10 protein-coding genes and 1 pseudogene are annotated in these 17,086 nt (G+C 43.1%); 4 read left to right on the top strand and 7 right to left on the bottom strand.

Annotated elements, in window-relative coordinates; translation table 11 throughout:
- Positions 1-324: 324 nt before the first annotated feature.
- The 4 genes from ACED28_RS21545 to ACED28_RS21530 all read right to left on the bottom strand — a co-directional run bounded on the left by ACED28_RS21545 (position 325) and on the right by ACED28_RS21530 (position 4,695).
- A complete protein-coding gene (locus tag ACED28_RS21545) occupies positions 325-1,476 on the bottom strand; it encodes an HNH endonuclease (RefSeq protein ID WP_017102789.1) in 1,152 nt (383 codons plus the stop codon).
- Positions 1,476-2,177: an OmpA family protein gene (locus ACED28_RS21540; protein WP_102556623.1), complete on the bottom strand. Its 702-nt coding sequence runs from the start codon at positions 2,175-2,177 to the stop codon at positions 1,476-1,478. The genes ACED28_RS21545 and ACED28_RS21540 overlap by 1 nt, the downstream gene beginning before the upstream one ends.
- A complete protein-coding gene (locus ACED28_RS21535) occupies positions 2,177-3,880 on the bottom strand; it encodes an anion permease (RefSeq protein WP_017102787.1) in 1,704 nt (567 codons plus the stop codon). The genes ACED28_RS21540 and ACED28_RS21535 overlap by 1 nt, the downstream gene beginning before the upstream one ends.
- A 599-nt stretch (positions 3,881-4,479) precedes the next feature.
- Complete coding sequence (locus ACED28_RS21530; protein WP_029236513.1) at positions 4,480-4,695, bottom strand: hypothetical protein; 216 nt, start codon at positions 4,693-4,695, stop codon at positions 4,480-4,482.
- Between the two features lie 425 nt (positions 4,696-5,120).
- Here ACED28_RS21530 and ACED28_RS21525 point away from each other — a divergent pair, with 425 nt between their 5' ends.
- Complete coding sequence (locus ACED28_RS21525) at positions 5,121-6,002, top strand: FRG domain-containing protein (RefSeq protein ID WP_017061853.1); 882 nt, start codon at positions 5,121-5,123, stop codon at positions 6,000-6,002.
- Between the two features lie 423 nt (positions 6,003-6,425).
- Positions 6,426-7,136 (top strand): phospholipase D family protein, encoded by a 711-nt coding sequence (locus ACED28_RS21520; protein ID WP_017061854.1) that lies wholly within the window; start codon positions 6,426-6,428, stop codon positions 7,134-7,136.
- Between the two features lie 65 nt (positions 7,137-7,201).
- Here ACED28_RS21520 and ACED28_RS21515 read toward each other — a convergent pair whose 3' ends face one another.
- Both ACED28_RS21515 and ACED28_RS21510 read right to left on the bottom strand, forming a co-directional pair.
- Positions 7,202-7,501 (bottom strand): hypothetical protein, encoded by a 300-nt coding sequence (locus ACED28_RS21515; RefSeq protein WP_133152788.1) that lies wholly within the window; start codon positions 7,499-7,501, stop codon positions 7,202-7,204.
- An 83-nt stretch (positions 7,502-7,584) separates the two neighbouring features.
- A pseudogene (locus tag ACED28_RS21510) lies at positions 7,585-7,856 on the bottom strand (regulator).
- Between the two features lie 369 nt (positions 7,857-8,225).
- Here ACED28_RS21510 and traD point away from each other — a divergent pair.
- On the top strand, positions 8,226-10,265 hold the full coding sequence (gene traD / locus ACED28_RS21505) for a type IV conjugative transfer system coupling protein TraD (RefSeq protein WP_371710702.1): 2,040 nt from the start codon (positions 8,226-8,228) through the stop codon (positions 10,263-10,265).
- Positions 10,266-10,452: 187 nt separating this feature from the next.
- A complete protein-coding gene (gene traI, locus ACED28_RS21500; protein WP_371710701.1) occupies positions 10,453-16,233 on the top strand; it encodes a conjugative transfer relaxase/helicase TraI in 5,781 nt (1,926 codons plus the stop codon).
- Between the two features lie 20 nt (positions 16,234-16,253).
- On the opposite strand, the gene ACED28_RS21495 is transcribed toward traI, so the two are convergent.
- Positions 16,254-16,613 (bottom strand): hypothetical protein, encoded by a 360-nt coding sequence (locus ACED28_RS21495; RefSeq protein WP_016800258.1) that lies wholly within the window; start codon positions 16,611-16,613, stop codon positions 16,254-16,256.
- Between the last annotated feature and the right edge of the window lie 473 nt (positions 16,614-17,086).

Below are 17,086 nucleotides of genomic sequence, written 5' to 3'. Positions count from 1 at the left end.
TTGAAAAGCGAAATGTCGCTTAGCTAAGTGTCCAGTCTGACTGGAGCAGATCAGTGTGTCCCTTTCAGGCAATTGTAGTAAAAACTATAACCATCAATATAAACTCTGGTTTTCATTATTATTTTTCTTAGCTGCAGAAATGAAAAAACCACTCTAAAGAGTGGCAATTTCTCCCAGTATCTGGGGTCAAGCCACACGAGATAATGGGTAGGTAGTAAAGCTATGTTAGTTCTAACGAACAGAAAAATCAACTCATATTGATAGTTTAAATCAAAGGGCAAAACCAATGGTCTGGCTCGAGTGAAAATATGAAAAAGGAATTGGCTATCTAACCTCGCCTTGAAACAAATCAAATCTATCTAATGCGTCTTGAACTGTATATACCGACCATCCTGCGCCTTTAAGCTCTCTAGAGCTCTTGTGATTAATCACCACCGCCACTTTCTGATTATCCCAACACAAGTCAATAGAGACTTCATTTCCCTTTATGTTCTTACTTACGCCAACCTTGCCACAGGGAAGTCGATTCTTTTGACACTTTGATATTAAGCCAACAAGAGCAGGATCGGCATAAAGCATTAGATCTTGGTAGCTGTCAAACGGAGTTACAACGCCCTGCTCTTCCCTTAGCTTGTTGATGGTCAAAGTTGTCTCGTTGCTCACGCACAAGTGACCATGATGAGGCTGTTTCCTGTGACAGTCAGCACACAAGGCTCTAAGGTTCGCCCTCTTGTTGTCTGCCTTGTTCCCGTTAACATGGTGAGTGTGAAGTAGCTTTTTGTGATCTTTTAAGCAAACACTGCAATGTTGACAGGTGTAATTCAGTTCGCTTCTGAAGCTCGATGATATCGATGCCCAATCAGGAGAGTACCCACCACTGTAGTAATCGGCAGTAGAGGTTGGTATTGTCTCGAAGTGGGAACTGTATGACTCAAACAACCTCACGAACGAGAAATTGATAATGAACGATTTCTGCTCCTCGTATGTCTTCTCGGTATAGCCCTCTACATTCAGTTCCTTCATACACATAATGCATGGTGATAAATCAGATTCACCCTTTGAGTCCTGACCTGAGTGAAAAGAACGACCAAAGACCGGAAACTTGCCATCGCTTCGACTTGTCACCACATATCTATTGTGAAAACGCCCTTTTTCGCGCATATCAATTATTGTTTTACACTCTGCGACATGAACACGCCTTGCAGACTTACACTTACCGTTACTAATAACTTCGCTTATGCTTGGCCCCTGGTCGGGTATGTAGAGCATTACCTGATGACCGTCGTAACTTAGTACACCATTTGAGCCGTCAATCTCATCTAACTGAATGTCTTTACCTAGTACCTTGCCTTGAACTAGACCACGAGTAACGCTCTCTAGATTGTCTGAGCGCCTTGTTAAGGTAAAATCAGATCTCACTGCACCCAACGGGGCAATAGCTTTATACAGGGCGCCAAAGTCGATATTTAACTTCATCAGTTCTCACCAAGAATTTGTTTTATCTGTATGTCAGCGTTTGTAATGGCTCTAAACGAGACTCGACGTGATTTCTCTGGGTCTTCTAACCCGTCTACTTTGACCAACCTCGAGGAAGAGAACCCAACCGCAGCTACTCTGGAAGTTATCCAATCTGACTCTTCCGGCATTAAGCTGTAGCCGTATTGCAAAACGGAGCGCGTTCTACCTTGTGACAACCTCATATTGTAAAAATAAGCCTGCTCTTTGGTTGAGCCTCTAAGACCTGCGCTAGATGTGTGCCCCTCAATTCTCACTTCATCAATCGAGTCGCGAAACGGCTTAAGAACCTCGATATAGCGTGGGAAGAACTGATTTAAGATCCTCTTGTAAGCAGGCTTAATCTTTGTCTGGTTGTTTGCGAACAGTACGTCAGGTGACTTGAAGTTGAATGACAGAGTTTCCTTATCAATCTCTGCTCCCCATAAATCCAAATCGCCTTTGAATTCATTCACTAAAGCATCGTAAATGGCAACTTGGTTCTCTTGATAGGCAACTGCTACATCTTTTATCTTCTGGCTTTCTTTCTGAGTCTTGAGCATGAATACGATGGCGATAAATAAAAACACCATCATTAAGCCGGCCATTAGGTCTGAGATGGAAAGCCAATGCTCTCCATTCTCCTCTTCGGCGGCATTGCTTTTACCGAATATCTTGTCCATTAGGCAACTCGCTCGTTAACGATCTCATTCATTGCCTGAGTCAGCTTCACATAATCCTCTACAAACTTGCCTGTCACCTGAGTAAGAGCTCGTCCCATCTCAGTAATGACACGGTTAATCTCTTGCTGCATAGACTCATCAATCAACTTGAGCTGAGAATCTACCGCCTCGCCAGTTAACCCGACTTGGTTTCGAATACTCTCTTCCATCGCCTCGAACGTGCGTCTAGCTTGATTAATTTGCTGAGTTGATGCCTCGTCGATAACGTCAGACAACCTTTGTTGTAACTTATCTGCCGAATTAACAATCGCCTCAGACACTTTGTTGGTATCGGTAACTAGGTTCTGGTTAGCGGTGGTCATCGTTTCTGACATCTGCTTGGCATCAGTAACTAGCATTTCAATCATGCCGCGCATAGTGTTATTCAGATCAGAAACAGCGTCTTCTAGGTGCTGCTTGATAATTCCAGTTTGGTCTTGAAGGTAGTCGGAGCTTGTTTTGAGGCTTTCGTTCGTTCTAGCTGCATTATCTGTAAATTCAGTTGCAGCCAAATCTATAGACTTGCCGATAGTTTCAGAGCTCTCTATTAGCTTTTCGCTGACATTGTTTATGCCTTTCTCGGCTTCAGTGAGCATATCGGCATAGTGGGTATTAGCAGTCTCGACTGATTTAGATATACTACTCACCACATTCTCTATCTGGTTTTGAATCTCCGGCACAGCTTCAACCGCTTTGTCTCTCATATCCCTGAATGCACCAAGATGACTCTCAAGCTCAGATATTTGGTGATTGCAGACCTCCATGATTTCTTTAAGTTGAATCATAGCTTCAGGTATCACTTTACTGTGCTCGCTGATTGTCGCGACCGAAGACTCGGTAGAGGCAATTGATTTTACGCCCAGCTCATACTGGCTCTGCATTTTCTCGAGTTGGTTTTTGTAATCTTCTTGCCACCTAACGAGAAGCAACACTGCCTCGTTTAGCTGTTTGAAGTTGTCGCCAAACTGCTCTGTCAGATTGCTATTGAAGTCAGTAATAACCTGCTTAAGCGCCTCTATAACCTGCTCTGTCGCAGATTTCGACAAGACATCGGCAAACTCCTGCATCTTGAGCCACAAATTCGTGGAAAACTCTTTAAATCTCTCTTCTTCAGTTTCGGCCCTTTCATCAAGCGTCTTTCGGGATAGCTTAGCATTGTCGTTTATGTCGCTGCGAATCATCTTGAATTGACCAAGCAACGTAGACTCTTCGTTACCGACTAGAGCATCTTTCAAAGCCTTTGTTTCTGTGGATTGAGACTGTATTGCAGAAAGAATATCTTCCGGTGTCGCGCCAAGTTTTTGCTCTTTCGCTTTTTTGGGTTTGAAGAGAGGAATAGTGCTGAGCGTCTTAAGTAATAGAGATGCGAAGATCCCCATCAGACTCGTTATGAACGCTGTCTTAAGACCAGCTAGAAGTGGAGGTATGCTTGTTTCGATATTGCTTTGATCGAACTCTAACAAGCCAAGCACAATCCCGAAGAACGTACCGAATATACCCAATGTGGTTAAAAGAGTTGGTGCGTAGTTAACGAAATCTCTGTTTCTGCCTTTCTTTCCTAGCCAAATTGCTACAAAGAATACACCGATGATTAGCACTGCTACTAGGGTGCTTACAACCCCAGCACTTAGGCTTAAAAGAATCATCTCTAATTGTTCTAACATTATATATTCTCGTTGATTTAATAGTGGTTCGGCTTTATCTCCAACTTTGAAAGTGAAAGAGGAGATTAAGGATTATTTTTATAACATGGTTCACAGTCATAAGGTGCTGTCGAGTTGCCCTTATCTACATTGTTTATCTGATCCGTTTTTGTGTTCATTCATAATCGAGATGAGGAACCAACATTTACTGATCTGTATAAATCAACAATGGTTCAAGTTAGAGATAAATAGAGCCAGATTTAACGTAACCTCATGTAATATTAGCCAAAAATAAGACATTTTAGTTAGCGCTAATTTTACTTATCGCGTTAGCTTCCCACAACTTACTTTGCAATCCCTTTAGTTATTGATATTTCGCCAAATAGCAAAGACAATAGCTAATAAACATCAAGAATCTTGATAGGTAGAATGTTTACCGTGACAATTTCTAGTTCGAAAGTGTCCAGAGGCGTTAAAGCTGGGCTAACTCAGATTATAAGACTCAAAGTGGTATTTCTGGGGGGAGATAACTGAATAGAACCAAAACGCTTAACAAGTAGTGCTGTGTTGTCACGAAGAACGCCTCCTCATGGGAGACGTCTTTATCTACAATTCCCGCGTTAAGCTGGATCTTGCAAATACGGCTTATCGGCTACAACAAAGGGTTTAAACTCAGTGTGTGTAATGCGTGTTTTGTCCAACTTGTTCTTTGCTGTCCATTGAGTGTTATCTCTTAGGTACTTTCTGTTGTCTTCAGATTTCGATTTACCAACTAGCCCTAAATGATAATTCATTTCATGAACTTCGCTAAAATTCACGTAATCCCAATCGTTCATCGGAAAAACCTCCTTTAAATTATGCAACATTGCATATATGCATATATAGGCACCAAGAAAGGTTTTCAAGGGGAACGAAAGAAAGATATGTCGTCCACCCAACCATTGTTGGGTAGAATTTGAACTCATTCACATCCTATTTATGTACGTTTGCCCTTCTAGAAAGTTATCCATCCTTATAATATTCTTCACGGTGACTCCCCGTGATGTATCACGGAGGTAAATTCGACCTATCTATCAGCACTCACATAGCCCTGCTCTAGTTGCAAGCTTGCGCGCTAGTTTTTACACGCCTAGAGATAAGTGATTGTTAGTCAATAGAAAACTCTAGTAGACTTACCATGTTAGTTTAAGTTCGGAACTTCTAAAACTGAAGACTCTCGCTAGAAACTATTTTAATGGCTTATACTTAAAGAGTTTTACTCATGTACGACATAGATATTACTTACGAATCAGCAAAAGAGCTTATTGATGAACTCTTAGGTGATAACATTTTCAACCCAAAAAGCTTATTTGATGTGAGTGAAAAATATGTTTGTAACTATATTTTTCGTGGACAAGGTAACAAGTCCTGGTCTCTATTGCCAACTGCTCACCGTGACGAAAGTAGCTTGAAGGATTTCACGCCTCAATCTCCAGTAAATCGAAGTGATGTTGGCCAATACTTGAAACTTCATAATCATGCAGAAATTCGCTCTGTATATCTATTTCTAGAAGCTGCTGATCATATCGGTTTACAGACTCCTATTGATTACAACCTTTTCAAAGGAGTAGTAACTGAAGACGATGATACATTCGATCACCAACTTCTCCCTAGTATTGCTTTGGCACAACACCATGGTGTACCGACTCGTTTATTAGATTGGACTGAGTCTCCTTTTGTAGCTGCCTATTTCGCCGCTAATTCAGCGTTAAACAATGCACCGGATACTCATTTTTCCATTCTTTGTATTAATACCAACATAATCAAAAATATTGAAAGTATAAACTTAATCTCGACGCCCAAAGTTAATAACAATTTTTTACGCGCGCAACGAGGTTTATTCACCCTAGTGAACACGTCTAATCATTTTTATAAAGCAAAAAAACGGTGGCCGACTTTGGAAGAAACTGTGATCAGTGAACGCTCGAAGTCATTAAATTACGCACGTCCTCCAACCGTTCGTCTATCATTACCGTCGTCAGAAGCTAAAGAATTATTGAAGCTTCTATATAGGTTAGATATATCTAAATTAACTCTCATGCCTTCCTTAGAAAATGCCGCAACGTCATTCAAGAACAAAAGGATGCTATGGGGAAATAGTTAGTTTGTAGTCTTTTTTGTTGTTAAAAAACCGAACTCAATGAGTCCGGCTTCTTTCTCCTTGATATGACCAAAAAGGAGGACTGGCTAATCCACAAACAAGACACCTCTTTGCACCAGTCATGGTCACCTTATCAACAAGAGTCACGTCGTGTTAGTTAATGTAATTTATACTTTGAATTCGCATTGATAAACCATACTTTTCTCATCCTAGTTTTTGATTTTGCCTATCGCCTTAACAAGACCAAACCAGTGCATCGACGTCTAATAGCATTGATAAAATCAGAATAAACAATAGGTTGTGCCTTTCATACCAAACATAATCAGATATTGTGCGTCATGTTTGATGTATCAAATGACCAACTTGCTTTAACTGTGTTCTCGTCGTAATTTGTATGCGTTAGATTTTATATGTCAAGGATATGAAATGGCTAAGTTTTTAAACACAAGTGCTACAAACTACTATTTAGAAGAACTTATTAAGAATGCATCTGAAAGGTTGATACTCATCAGCCCTTTTTTGAAACTTAATGACCGAATCAGAGAGCTACTAGAAGATAAAGATCGATTAAAAATCGACATCAGAATTGTTTATGGAAAAAGCGAACTACAACCAGATGAGATTAACTGGCTTAAAGGTTTATCTTACATCCGTACTAGTTTCTGTAAAAACCTTCACGCTAAGTGCTACATTAACGAAAGCTCTTGTATCATCACTAGCTTAAACCTATATGAGTTCAGCCAAGTAAATAATAATGAAATGGGTATCTTCATCGACAGAGATGAAGACTCAGAGATTTACAAAGACTCTTATGAAGAAGCTCAACGTATTATTCGTATTAGTGATGAAGTTAGGATTTCACTAGAAAAGGTTTCATCTGACGCAGCTGAACCTGCAATTAGTGATGAATCAAATGCAGTTTTTGAAGAAACGAAAGTTACGTCTTCTAAACTCGCAAAGAAACATAAGCTAAAAACTGACGATTTTCTTCAAGCCTGTGTGTCGAAAGGGTATCTCTCGTTAGAAGATGGGAAACACACTTTAACTGAATCAGGCAAAGAACAAGGTGCTGAATTCAAATACAGCAAACGATTTGGTCCTTACTTTATTTGGCCTGAAGCTATCGATGTAGTTTAAGCCATGAAAAAGCCGAACTCAATGAGTCCGGCTTATTAAAATCAACAGTACGTGCAAGTGCTTTGCTACATATCGTCAGCTTTTACTGCTGTTGATATGAATGTTGTCCATACATCATCATGCTTTATAGTTACAAACTGCCCATCGTCGTCGCTATGCTTTTTTACTATCTCAGAACTTTCCAGATCTTTATTAGTAGGTTCAGCATGAACGTGACAATGTCTTGACCCCGTAGGAACACCCCAAGCTGAACAGTTTGTTCGACAATAATGACAACCGTCAGAAGCTGTACGTCCGGGATGACTCAATGTCGGCATTGAAACTGTAGAAATAGTTAAACCAACGAGTAATAACAACTTTTTCATAATAGTACTCATCTTTTTATAAGGAGAGTTAATCTATCACTTTCATATGGCATAAACTGCGACTTAGATCATTCACCTAATGTTCAACAATATACGTATTCTATGGCCTGATCTTTGATAATGCTTCTAGCAAGTTTTAGTAGGTGCGTTGAGGTTTTAATCTCTAGATCCGATTGAATCCCCAAAAAGAGCAATTCCTGCTAATATTTGTTGTGGCCTAACCACTTGGCCAGTTGGTAGCTCCATTCTATCGTATAACATTTTGAACTGTACCCAGTCCTCACAGTTTTGAAACACAGTTCAGCTACCTCGTCATTTGGCACTCTAACTCTCGAAAAATGTAATTCTTACTCATTTCGCGATACTTAAATGATAAAAGCTCTAAATACAAGAGGTTGAACTGATTTTATAAGATATGCATCATTAAACATAATCAGACAAAGTGCGCACTGTACGAAGAAGTACTAATTGGCAAGTTTGCCTTATAAAAAGTTATTCATTAATCGCTAATGTTAGAATTCCTGAAACACATTTATGTCCAAAAACGTTTTGAAACTGGTCAATCTTAATGCGAGCACCAAACAATTCTGTCGTCCCTTAGCCTTGGCACTCGTAATACACCTCCTTTGTAACCTGTCACCTTATTCCTGATTTCATTCTACCGAACAAAAGCGCCTCACTCAGTGTGGGCGCTTTTTTGTTTTCCTTCACAAGGAGTTTTTCTATGTCTACGACTCGTGGTGGTCAAATCACTTTCCATAACATTCGAATGTGGTGGCAAGTGAACGTAACCACAATCAAGTACCTCAATATCTTCGCGGCCTTGCTCGGGCTTATCACTACTTACCTCCTCACCTCGGCCAGCACATTAACCGGTGCCTACTACTACAGTCTATTTTGGCTATTCAACAAATTAGGTTTTAGCCTAAAGCGCAACGTAGTGGTCGAATGGGAAGATCAACGCTACAGCAGCACCCTTGGCCAACAACTGCAAAACCCCATCTTGTCACAGTGCTACCAAGAATTGCTGCAAGCCCTGTTCATTGGCCTACTGGTCTCTGTGGCCACTTCCACCGTGCTGTTTGTGATTATCAACCACTGGTTTAAGAGAAAAGGGCAAGAGCAAAGCGAAGATAACCACATTCGCGGCTTTCAATTGGCTGAGCCTAAAGCCGTCACCGCAGAGCTGAAAAAGAAGAAAAAACTCTCTCCTTTTGCACTCGATGGTCACAAGCTTTTTGTTGATAGGTTTGAGGTCAAGCACTTAATGATTGACGGCACCACAGGCGCAGGTAAATCCGTTGCGATTCGCAAGTTATTGCGCTGGATACGGGCGCGAGGCGATAAAGCCATCATCTACGATAAAGGCTGCGATTTTGTCAGTAAATTCTATGACCCTCATAAAGACGTGATTTTAAATCCCTTCGATGAGCGTTGCGCTGCATGGGATATTTGGAGTGATGCCAAAGAAGCCCCTGACTTTGAATCGCTCGCGGCCGCGCTTATTCCGCAACACGGCGAAGGCGACCCGTTTTGGGTGGATTCCGCACGAACCATTTTCGCAGCAACCACCTATCAAATGATGATCGATGACAAACACAAATGTACCATTGAAAATTTGCTGCACATTATCTTAACGTCGGAGCTTTCCACGCTAGGTGAACACTTAAAAGACACCGAAGCTAGCTCCCTCGTCTCGAAAAGTATCGAGAAGACAGCTATCTCCATCAAATCGGTACTAGCGACTTACATTAAGTCATTACGTTACTTACATGGTTTGGATGAAAAAGACGCACAAGGCCACCATAAACGGGCGCCATTTTCGATCACAGATTGGGTGCAAGATGAATCCCAGCAAGGATTTTTATTCCTATCGAGTAACGCAAGACAACACACCGCACTCAGACCACTGATCTCGATGTGGCTTGCGATTGCCTCCAACGCCATTCTAGGAATGGAGCCCGATGACGACCGCCGAATTTGGGTGATCATCGATGAAATGCCTACGTTACATAAACTGCCTGAACTCACGCACATTATTTCTGAAGTGCGTAAATTTGGAGGATGTTATTTACTGGGTTTGCAATCTTACGCTCAATTAGAAACCACTTACGGGCGCAACGCGGCGAGAGTCATTTTTGATTTGCTCAACACGCGCTTTTTCTTCCGCGCCCCTTCAAAAGCGATGGCCACCATTTCCTCGGATGATCTTGGTGAGCAAGAAATCGATATCTCACGAGAAAATATTTCTTACGGGGCGAACGCACTGCGTGACGGTGTCTCACTTGGCCACCAAAACAAAACGCGTCCTGTGGTTTCTCCTGCCCAAATCCAAGGTTTGGATGATTTAGAGTGTTACTTACGCACCCCTAACTCCATGCTCATCACTAAGCTGCAACTGAAGTACGACCGCATGAGCAATCTCCAACCCTCCTTCATCAAACGCAACCTACCAGGCGGGAAAGCAATGGAGAGTATCGACCAAGCCTTGATTTTTCATGAGTTAATTGCTTTGCATGAACTCGATGAAACCCAAAGAAACCGATTACTCGCCATTCAGCAAAGTACCTATGAAAACGAAGAAGAGCAGCAGCAAACCAGAACCCATCAAAAACAAACCCTTGCCAAAGCACCGAAAAAGGAAAAACCGACCAATAACGCTGCCCAAAACCAACAGCTCGCTGAAAACACACAAAATGCACTACAGCGAGAAACCGAAGAGGCGTCCATGACACAAGCAGAAACGGGCGAGATGTACGATTAACCACACGAAATGAAACATCAAGGAACATTTAGAGACCGAACACAATCTTACCCTCCCCTGTAAAAACCCTTTACCACCCTTTCATTCACATCAACGCCGTCCGCTAACCCATTCGTACCACACCCAACTCACCGGCATTCCGCTGACGTGGCGGCTTTGCTGCGCCCCAAAAAAAGGAGAACACCTTATGATGTCCATTAGCCCTCTTAAATCCGCCTCTGGCGCCGCCAAGTATTACTTAAACGAAGAAAACACCCAAGAGACCCCTGACATTTCTCTCGAAAAAGACAGCAACGACAACTACTACCTCAAAGAAAACAGTACCAATGAAAACACCTTTTGGCATGGTCAGTTAGCCGAAGAAGCAGGCCTACTCGGTAAACCGGTTGACCAAAAAACGTTAGAGTCCGTTTTATCTGGACACCTAGGCCATGAAACCATCAAAGGCAAACGCGACGATCATAAATCGGGGTTTGACCTAACCTTTTCTGCGCCAAAATCGGTCAGTGTACTTGCTCTCGTCGGGGGTGACACACGTTTAATCGATGCGCATAACACGGCGGTCAAATTCGCGCTCTCGCAATTAGAAAAAGACGTAGCACAAGCCACGCACATCAATGACGAAGGCGCTCGTGAGTTCATCAATACCGAATCCATGGCCTTTGCGGTCGTGCGCCATAAAACCAGTCGTGAAAACGACCCACAACTCCATTCCCACGCTTTGACGGCAAACATGACGCGCGACAAAGAAGGGCAACTGCGTACACTCGCCTCTTCTCTCAAACAAAAAGGCGGCGTCATCAATGGAACAGGCGAGCGCATTTACCACTTCCAAAAGTACTACACCGCTATTTACCAGAGTCAGCTTGCCAAAGAGAGCGAACAAATGGGTTATCAAATGCAAGGATTGGGTAACGGCCAATTTGAAGCCAAAGGCCTCCCTCAAATCCTCCTTGATACGTTTTCTACTCGCAAACAACAGCTCGACCAACAAGCCTTAGATTTTGGGGGGACGCAAGCGGCAAAAGATGTAGCCGCACTCGATACTCGCAAAGCCAAAACCTACGAAAGTGAGGCCGAGCTCAATACTCGCTGGCAACAAACGGTGTGCAACAAAGGCTATCAGCCCAAAGACTTGGTTAAAAACGCCCTCGGCATCGCTCAACAAGAGCATCACCCTGAACAAATCGCTAAAGACGCGTTTAGTCGCGCCGTTGAACACTTGGGGCAATACAACACGGCACTAAAACTGCAAAAGATCATAGAATTAGCCGCGGCCGAGTTTACCAAGGGCGGCGTACAAGCCAATGCAATCGACCTTAAAGTGGTCGCAGACCAATGGGTGAAAGACGGGGCGCTTCTCCCCCTTTCCATGAAAGGTCAATACACCACTCAAACCATGCTGAAAACCGAACAAGCGTTAATGGCGGCCAGCAAAGGGCGTACGCACCATATGCGTACTCCCGTCAATGACGCTACGTTAGATAAACTGACCCTCACTCAAGGCAACTGCCAAAAGGTGGCGGACATTTACCAGTCCACCAAACAGTTTCATGTGGTCAATGTGTTTGGCAACAGTGAGCAAATCGCGCAAAACCTATTGAACGTCGGCAACCATGTCGGTAAACGTGTCCACTTAGTGTCACAAAACGCCAAAGACAAACACCGTCATAGCCAAACCATCCAACGTGAAAGTCATACGGTCGCAGCCTGGATAAAACACCGGTTTCAAGAAGAGCATCGTCACTCTGTCCATAGTTTGTTGCACTCCGACCTACCAATGACCAACAAAGATGTCCTTCTCGTCGACAGCGCCCACAAAATGAGCGCGAATGAGTTGATCGCTTTAAACGCAAAAGCTAAGGGCTCGGGGAGCAAAGTCATCTTGCTGAACAACACGTCCAGTCGCCAAGGTTTTAAAGCCTATAACGCCATCGAGCTTTACCGCAAAGGCAACGTCGTCTCGCACTCTTGGGTAGACAGCAAACAGATAGACAGTAAGGTTGCCTTGCACGACAGTGATACGCGCACCCTCGCCAGAGCTTATACCTACTTATCAAACAAAGAAGACACACAAGTGCTGGCGACTTCTCACGTTGAACAACGACGATTGACGGACGCGATCCGGACCTCTCTACAGAACCAGGGTCAACTTGCCCGCAGCGGCATCACCTTGTTGACTCAGCAACCTCATTATTTGTCTAAACCCCAACAGGAGTTAGCGCAACACTACAAGCCGGGCATGACCCTTCGCCATTGGGAAGACGGAAAACCTCAAGAGTTAGTGGTTTCCACATCGGATAAGACAAACAATCGAGTCCATGTACTCAGCAAAACCGATGGAAAAGAATACACCCTCGATCCCGCTTCCACCGAGTTCAAAGCCCTCAACATGCAGGTCTTTAAACCTGAATCGTTGCAAGTTAACCAAGGTGAACGCCTCATAACCACCAGTAAGCACTTTCCATCTGGGTTGAACGCCAATGAACGTTACGTGGTCACAGGATTATCTAAAGAAACCCTGACGTTAACGGACACGCAAGGCGAATCGAAAACCATCCCCGCTGAAGCCCTGAAAGACGCACCACTAAAATACGACTATGTGCATTCCGCCAGTCATATCGAACCAAGGCCGCACACTCTCATTTCAGGCAAAGCCTTTACGCTCTCCAAAGCGCTCTTCCATGATCTGACCGAGAAAAGCGCGCGCATCGATGTGTTTACCGACAACCCCGATAAAGCCCAGGCCGCGCTTGAGAAAAGCGAAGTGAAGCTTTCTGCCATCGAGCGAGTGATGCACACTCAAAGCGTCAACGACCGCTACCTGACTGACACCACCGCCATCACCGTCAAAAGCGACATCCAGCAAGCCCTCACCCTCTTAAACAAAGAGCAAAATTCACCACTGCAAGAGAAAGCGTTGAACTTTGCCCTGAGTCATCTTTCTGAAAAAGAAGCGGCGTTTACACAAAAAGAGTTAGTCGTCGAAGCGATCCGTTACGCTTTTGAAGAGGCCAATCAACCGATAATCAAAGATCAAATTGAAACAGAGCTCGCCAAGCGCAGTGACACCCTCTCTGCCGAATACAGCGACGGCACACGCTGGACCACCCAAGCGGCGCTCGATACCGAAAAGCACATTTTGCGGAACATTGAGCAAGGGAAAAATCAACACAAGCCGTTTGCCACCCACAGACAAGTCAGAGATTATCTCGATGCACAGCCTCGCCTTACCCAAGGACAAAAGGACGGCATCACCCTTATCTCAACGACCAAAGACAGTTTTGTGGCCGTGCAAGGTTTAGCGGGCACCGGTAAATCCACCCTACTCGAATCCAACATTGAATTGATTCAACACGCTAGCCAAGCCAGTAAACACTCACCTTCACAAATCATAGGTATTGCACCAACGCACGCCGCCGTCAGCGAACTGGAAAGCAAAGGGATACAAGCGCAAACGCTGGAAAGCTTACTGACCGACCTAAGACGTGGCATCACCTTACCAGAGGACTACAAAAACACGCTGTTCTTCCTCGATGAAAGCTCCATGGTCAGCAACCAACAAGCCAAAGAGCTCACCGACCTTGTATTACAAAGCGGCTCCAAAGCCACCTTACTTGGGGATAAAGAGCAGCTGCTTTCTCTTAATGCCGGTAAACCGTTTGAATTGAGCATGAGACAAGGACTCATCGATACGGCTTTTATGACCGACATCATTCGTCAGAAGAATGAAATACTGCTTGGTGCCGTACACAACATTGTGGATAAGCAGCCACACAGCGCCCTCGATAAACTCTCTCAGCAAAGCCCTGATACACTCGATAGCACGCAACATATTATCTCCACCCTCGATGAGAGTGCGAAAGACCAAAGCAAAGCACAGCTTATTGCCACCGAAAAGCTGCCTTACGCTGTAGCACAGGACTACCTTGCCCGTACGCCCGAAACGCGAGAAAACACGCTTATCATTGCTTACACGAATAATGAGCGTGACCACATCACTGAGCACATTCGTGTCGGACTGATGAAAACACAAGAGATAGGCCAAGAGAACATCATCACCACCCGATTGCGCTCTACAGGTGATAGCAAAGAAGAGTTAGCCACCATGATGCCTTATCAGAAAGGGCTCATTTTAAGCACCAAGCAAGGAGAGTACGACATCATTACCCACATTGATTCGGAGCACGGAGTGGTGACACTTCAAGACGTGAATACAGGTAAGACAAAACCGTTTTTGCCACGCAACAAAGACCACAAATACACGTCACTCTTCGCTCAATCAGAAAAGCCGCTTTCAACCGGTGATAAAATCATGACCCGCTTTACCGACAAAGCGCGAGGCATTAAAGCCAATGTGGAATACACCATCAGCCGTGCCACCAAGGAAGAAATCACCGCGCTTTCGAAAGAAGGGCAAACGTTAAACCTCAATCCAAACCAACTCAAAGATGGGCATTGGGATTACGCTTACACCAGAACTGCGGACATGGCGCAAGGAGCGACGTATCAGTACGTCATTACCACTCTCAAAGGCAAAGGCGCACTGACGAACTTAAGACGCGCTTACATCGATTTGAGCCGAGCGAGCACTCATGTCAAACTTTTTACCGATAACCCAAAACAGATGATGAAGAGCTGGTTATCAAAAGAGGTCAATAAACACAGTGCCATTGAAACCATCGAAAACATTGCACCACACAGTACCCCTTACTTTAATGACAAAGCTCTGCCTCATGAAGACGTACGTTATCAAAATAGAAACGGAGATTTTGACTACAACCAATTTAAAGAACACATCAACCAAGCGCTCCCTAAATACACCGAAAGCTTAGCCATCAACCTATTGGGACAACCGAACCCATCTAAATCAGACCGTGACTATTTAACCTTTGGTATCGGTAAATCGGCTCTAAAAGTGTCATTAACGGGGGAATATCGAGGGTATTTTAAAGACTATACCACCGGTGAAAAAGGCTCATTAATCAATTTGATGATGAGTCATAAGGAAATAAATTATAAGGAGGCAATGAAAGAAGCCCACAACATCCTTAATGATCCTAATAAATACCAACTCACCGCCAACCCTAAACATGAACAATTACTGACTACTACGCCAAAACACATGGCACAATTTGAAGAGAGAGCGAAAGAATATATACAAACCAGTCAGCCACTCACAGGCACATTAGCCGAAACTTACCTCAATAAATTAGGTATTGAACACCCTAAGAGTGACCATGTTCATTTTCATCAAGCAGTGTACTCCTCGGAGGACCAGACATTTCACTCGGCAATGATAACTAACATTCACGATAAAAAAGGAGAAACAAAAGCGATTGAAGTGACTTATTTAGACGGGCAAGGAAATAAAGATCCGGCACTCGATATCAACCCACGGATATTAGGCACGAAATCCAAAAAAATAACGCGATTCCATCAAGGCAGTGATTTGCACACCACCATCATCAGTACCTCAATCGAGAATGCTTTTATTATTAATCAAGCGCATCAAGGCCAATACGACATTATCAATGTCAATCATAAGAATGACATTCAGAATATCTCCACCGATGAACTCAGACAGAACATTGTGATTGTACTGAGTCAAGAAAATACTGATTTAAATCCCAACAACGTTGAAAAAATCATGGCCAACTTTTCAGGGAGAAATATTCAGTTTGTTTCACCTGACGATATGCTTGAGGAAATTAAACAGGGTATTGAACAATACCATCAACAAACGCATCAACAAAAAGAGGAATTCGACACACCCACTCAAGACCATGATTCATTAACCAACGAGCCGGACACTGATATTAATCAACACACAAAAGAAATCAAAGATAAAGAGCTTGAACACTTCGACAGCAAAGAACCCTCCCCTCAAAAAACGTTTGATTTTAATCAGGAGCGTGACAACAACAATGACCAAGATAATAAACTAGATAGAGAGTTAGAGCGGTAGAAAAAGGGGTGTCCAATGGACTACCCTTTTTTTTTGCCTGCCAGAAACTCATCGACTTTATTATCGATATCAGATTTCACCTGTTGCCTAAAGGGTTTGGATTCTTTTTGTTGTCGGAATAATTTTTCACCATCAAAGGTTTGTCCATGAACCACATCAGTGATCGCAGATGAGCCACGAACGACACGATAAATCTCTTCCATCAACGCACGGTTCGATGGACTATCATCCTCACTGTCATTGAGTTTGATGCGCAGTGCCAACATCAAAAGTTGGCGTGTGGCCTCTGCATCACTTAATGCTTCCTTATCCCTAAACGTCTTAAAATCTTGCGCTAACTTTCCACGTAAAGAACTTTGTAGCGGATAAGAACGTGTCATATTGCCCTCCTCAATCCCAATTAAAAGCATTGTTATTCAAATGAAATTTCAATCAATTAATTTTATAAAAGACCCTTCAAGCATTGTCAATAAAGGGCTCAATCAACATTCAATGATTTCCAATTAAAGGACCTTGAAAACGCTCTCATCGCTTTACCTATAAGGGATCAATTAATAATCATTGAAAAAATATATTTATCCATTGAAATTTAATCGGCTAATTAGTGTAATTTCTGAAATTTTTTCCACGTTACTTTAAGCGACTATTATATCTTTAACTTTTTGTTTTTATTATCTTTATGTTTTTCACAGACAACCATTGGCATTGATTTCAATGCGCCGTAGGGTGTGGGATTGGATTGAGGGAAGCAGGGCCACTTCGTTAAACGCTTGCATAATTTGTGCTTTCTCTAAGGCATTATATTATTAGGTAAAGTCGCCCATATTAAAAGGGGTTGGGGTGAAAAATGGAT

The organism is Vibrio sp. 1F253 (assembly GCF_041439295.1).
Taxonomy (GTDB): Bacteria; Pseudomonadota; Gammaproteobacteria; order Enterobacterales; family Vibrionaceae; genus Vibrio; species Vibrio tasmaniensis_A.
The sequence above is the reverse complement of the archived record's forward strand: the minus strand, read 5'-3'. Positions and strand labels throughout refer to the sequence as shown.

What these genes read in the sequence shown, in the direction of transcription:
- ACED28_RS21495 (WP_016800258.1), bottom strand. Translation starts at nt 16,613, where the DNA reads ATGACACGTTCTTATCCGCTACAAAGTTCTTTACGTGGAAAGTTAGCG.
- traI (WP_371710701.1), top strand. Translation starts at nt 10,453, where the DNA reads ATGATGTCCATTAGCCCTCTTAAATCCGCCTCTGGCGCCGCCAAGTAT.
- ACED28_RS21540 (WP_102556623.1), bottom strand. Translation starts at nt 2,177, where the DNA reads ATGGACAAGATATTCGGTAAAAGCAATGCCGCCGAAGAGGAGAATGGA.
- ACED28_RS21535 (WP_017102787.1), bottom strand. Translation starts at nt 3,880, where the DNA reads ATGTTAGAACAATTAGAGATGATTCTTTTAAGCCTAAGTGCTGGGGTT.
- ACED28_RS21525 (WP_017061853.1), top strand. Translation starts at nt 5,121, where the DNA reads ATGTACGACATAGATATTACTTACGAATCAGCAAAAGAGCTTATTGAT.
- traD (WP_371710702.1), top strand. Translation starts at nt 8,226, where the DNA reads ATGTCTACGACTCGTGGTGGTCAAATCACTTTCCATAACATTCGAATG.
- ACED28_RS21515 (WP_133152788.1), bottom strand. Translation starts at nt 7,501, where the DNA reads ATGAAAAAGTTGTTATTACTCGTTGGTTTAACTATTTCTACAGTTTCA.
- ACED28_RS21545 (WP_017102789.1), bottom strand. Translation starts at nt 1,476, where the DNA reads ATGAAGTTAAATATCGACTTTGGCGCCCTGTATAAAGCTATTGCCCCG.
- ACED28_RS21530 (WP_029236513.1), bottom strand. Translation starts at nt 4,695, where the DNA reads ATGAACGATTGGGATTACGTGAATTTTAGCGAAGTTCATGAAATGAAT.
- ACED28_RS21520 (WP_017061854.1), top strand. Translation starts at nt 6,426, where the DNA reads ATGGCTAAGTTTTTAAACACAAGTGCTACAAACTACTATTTAGAAGAA.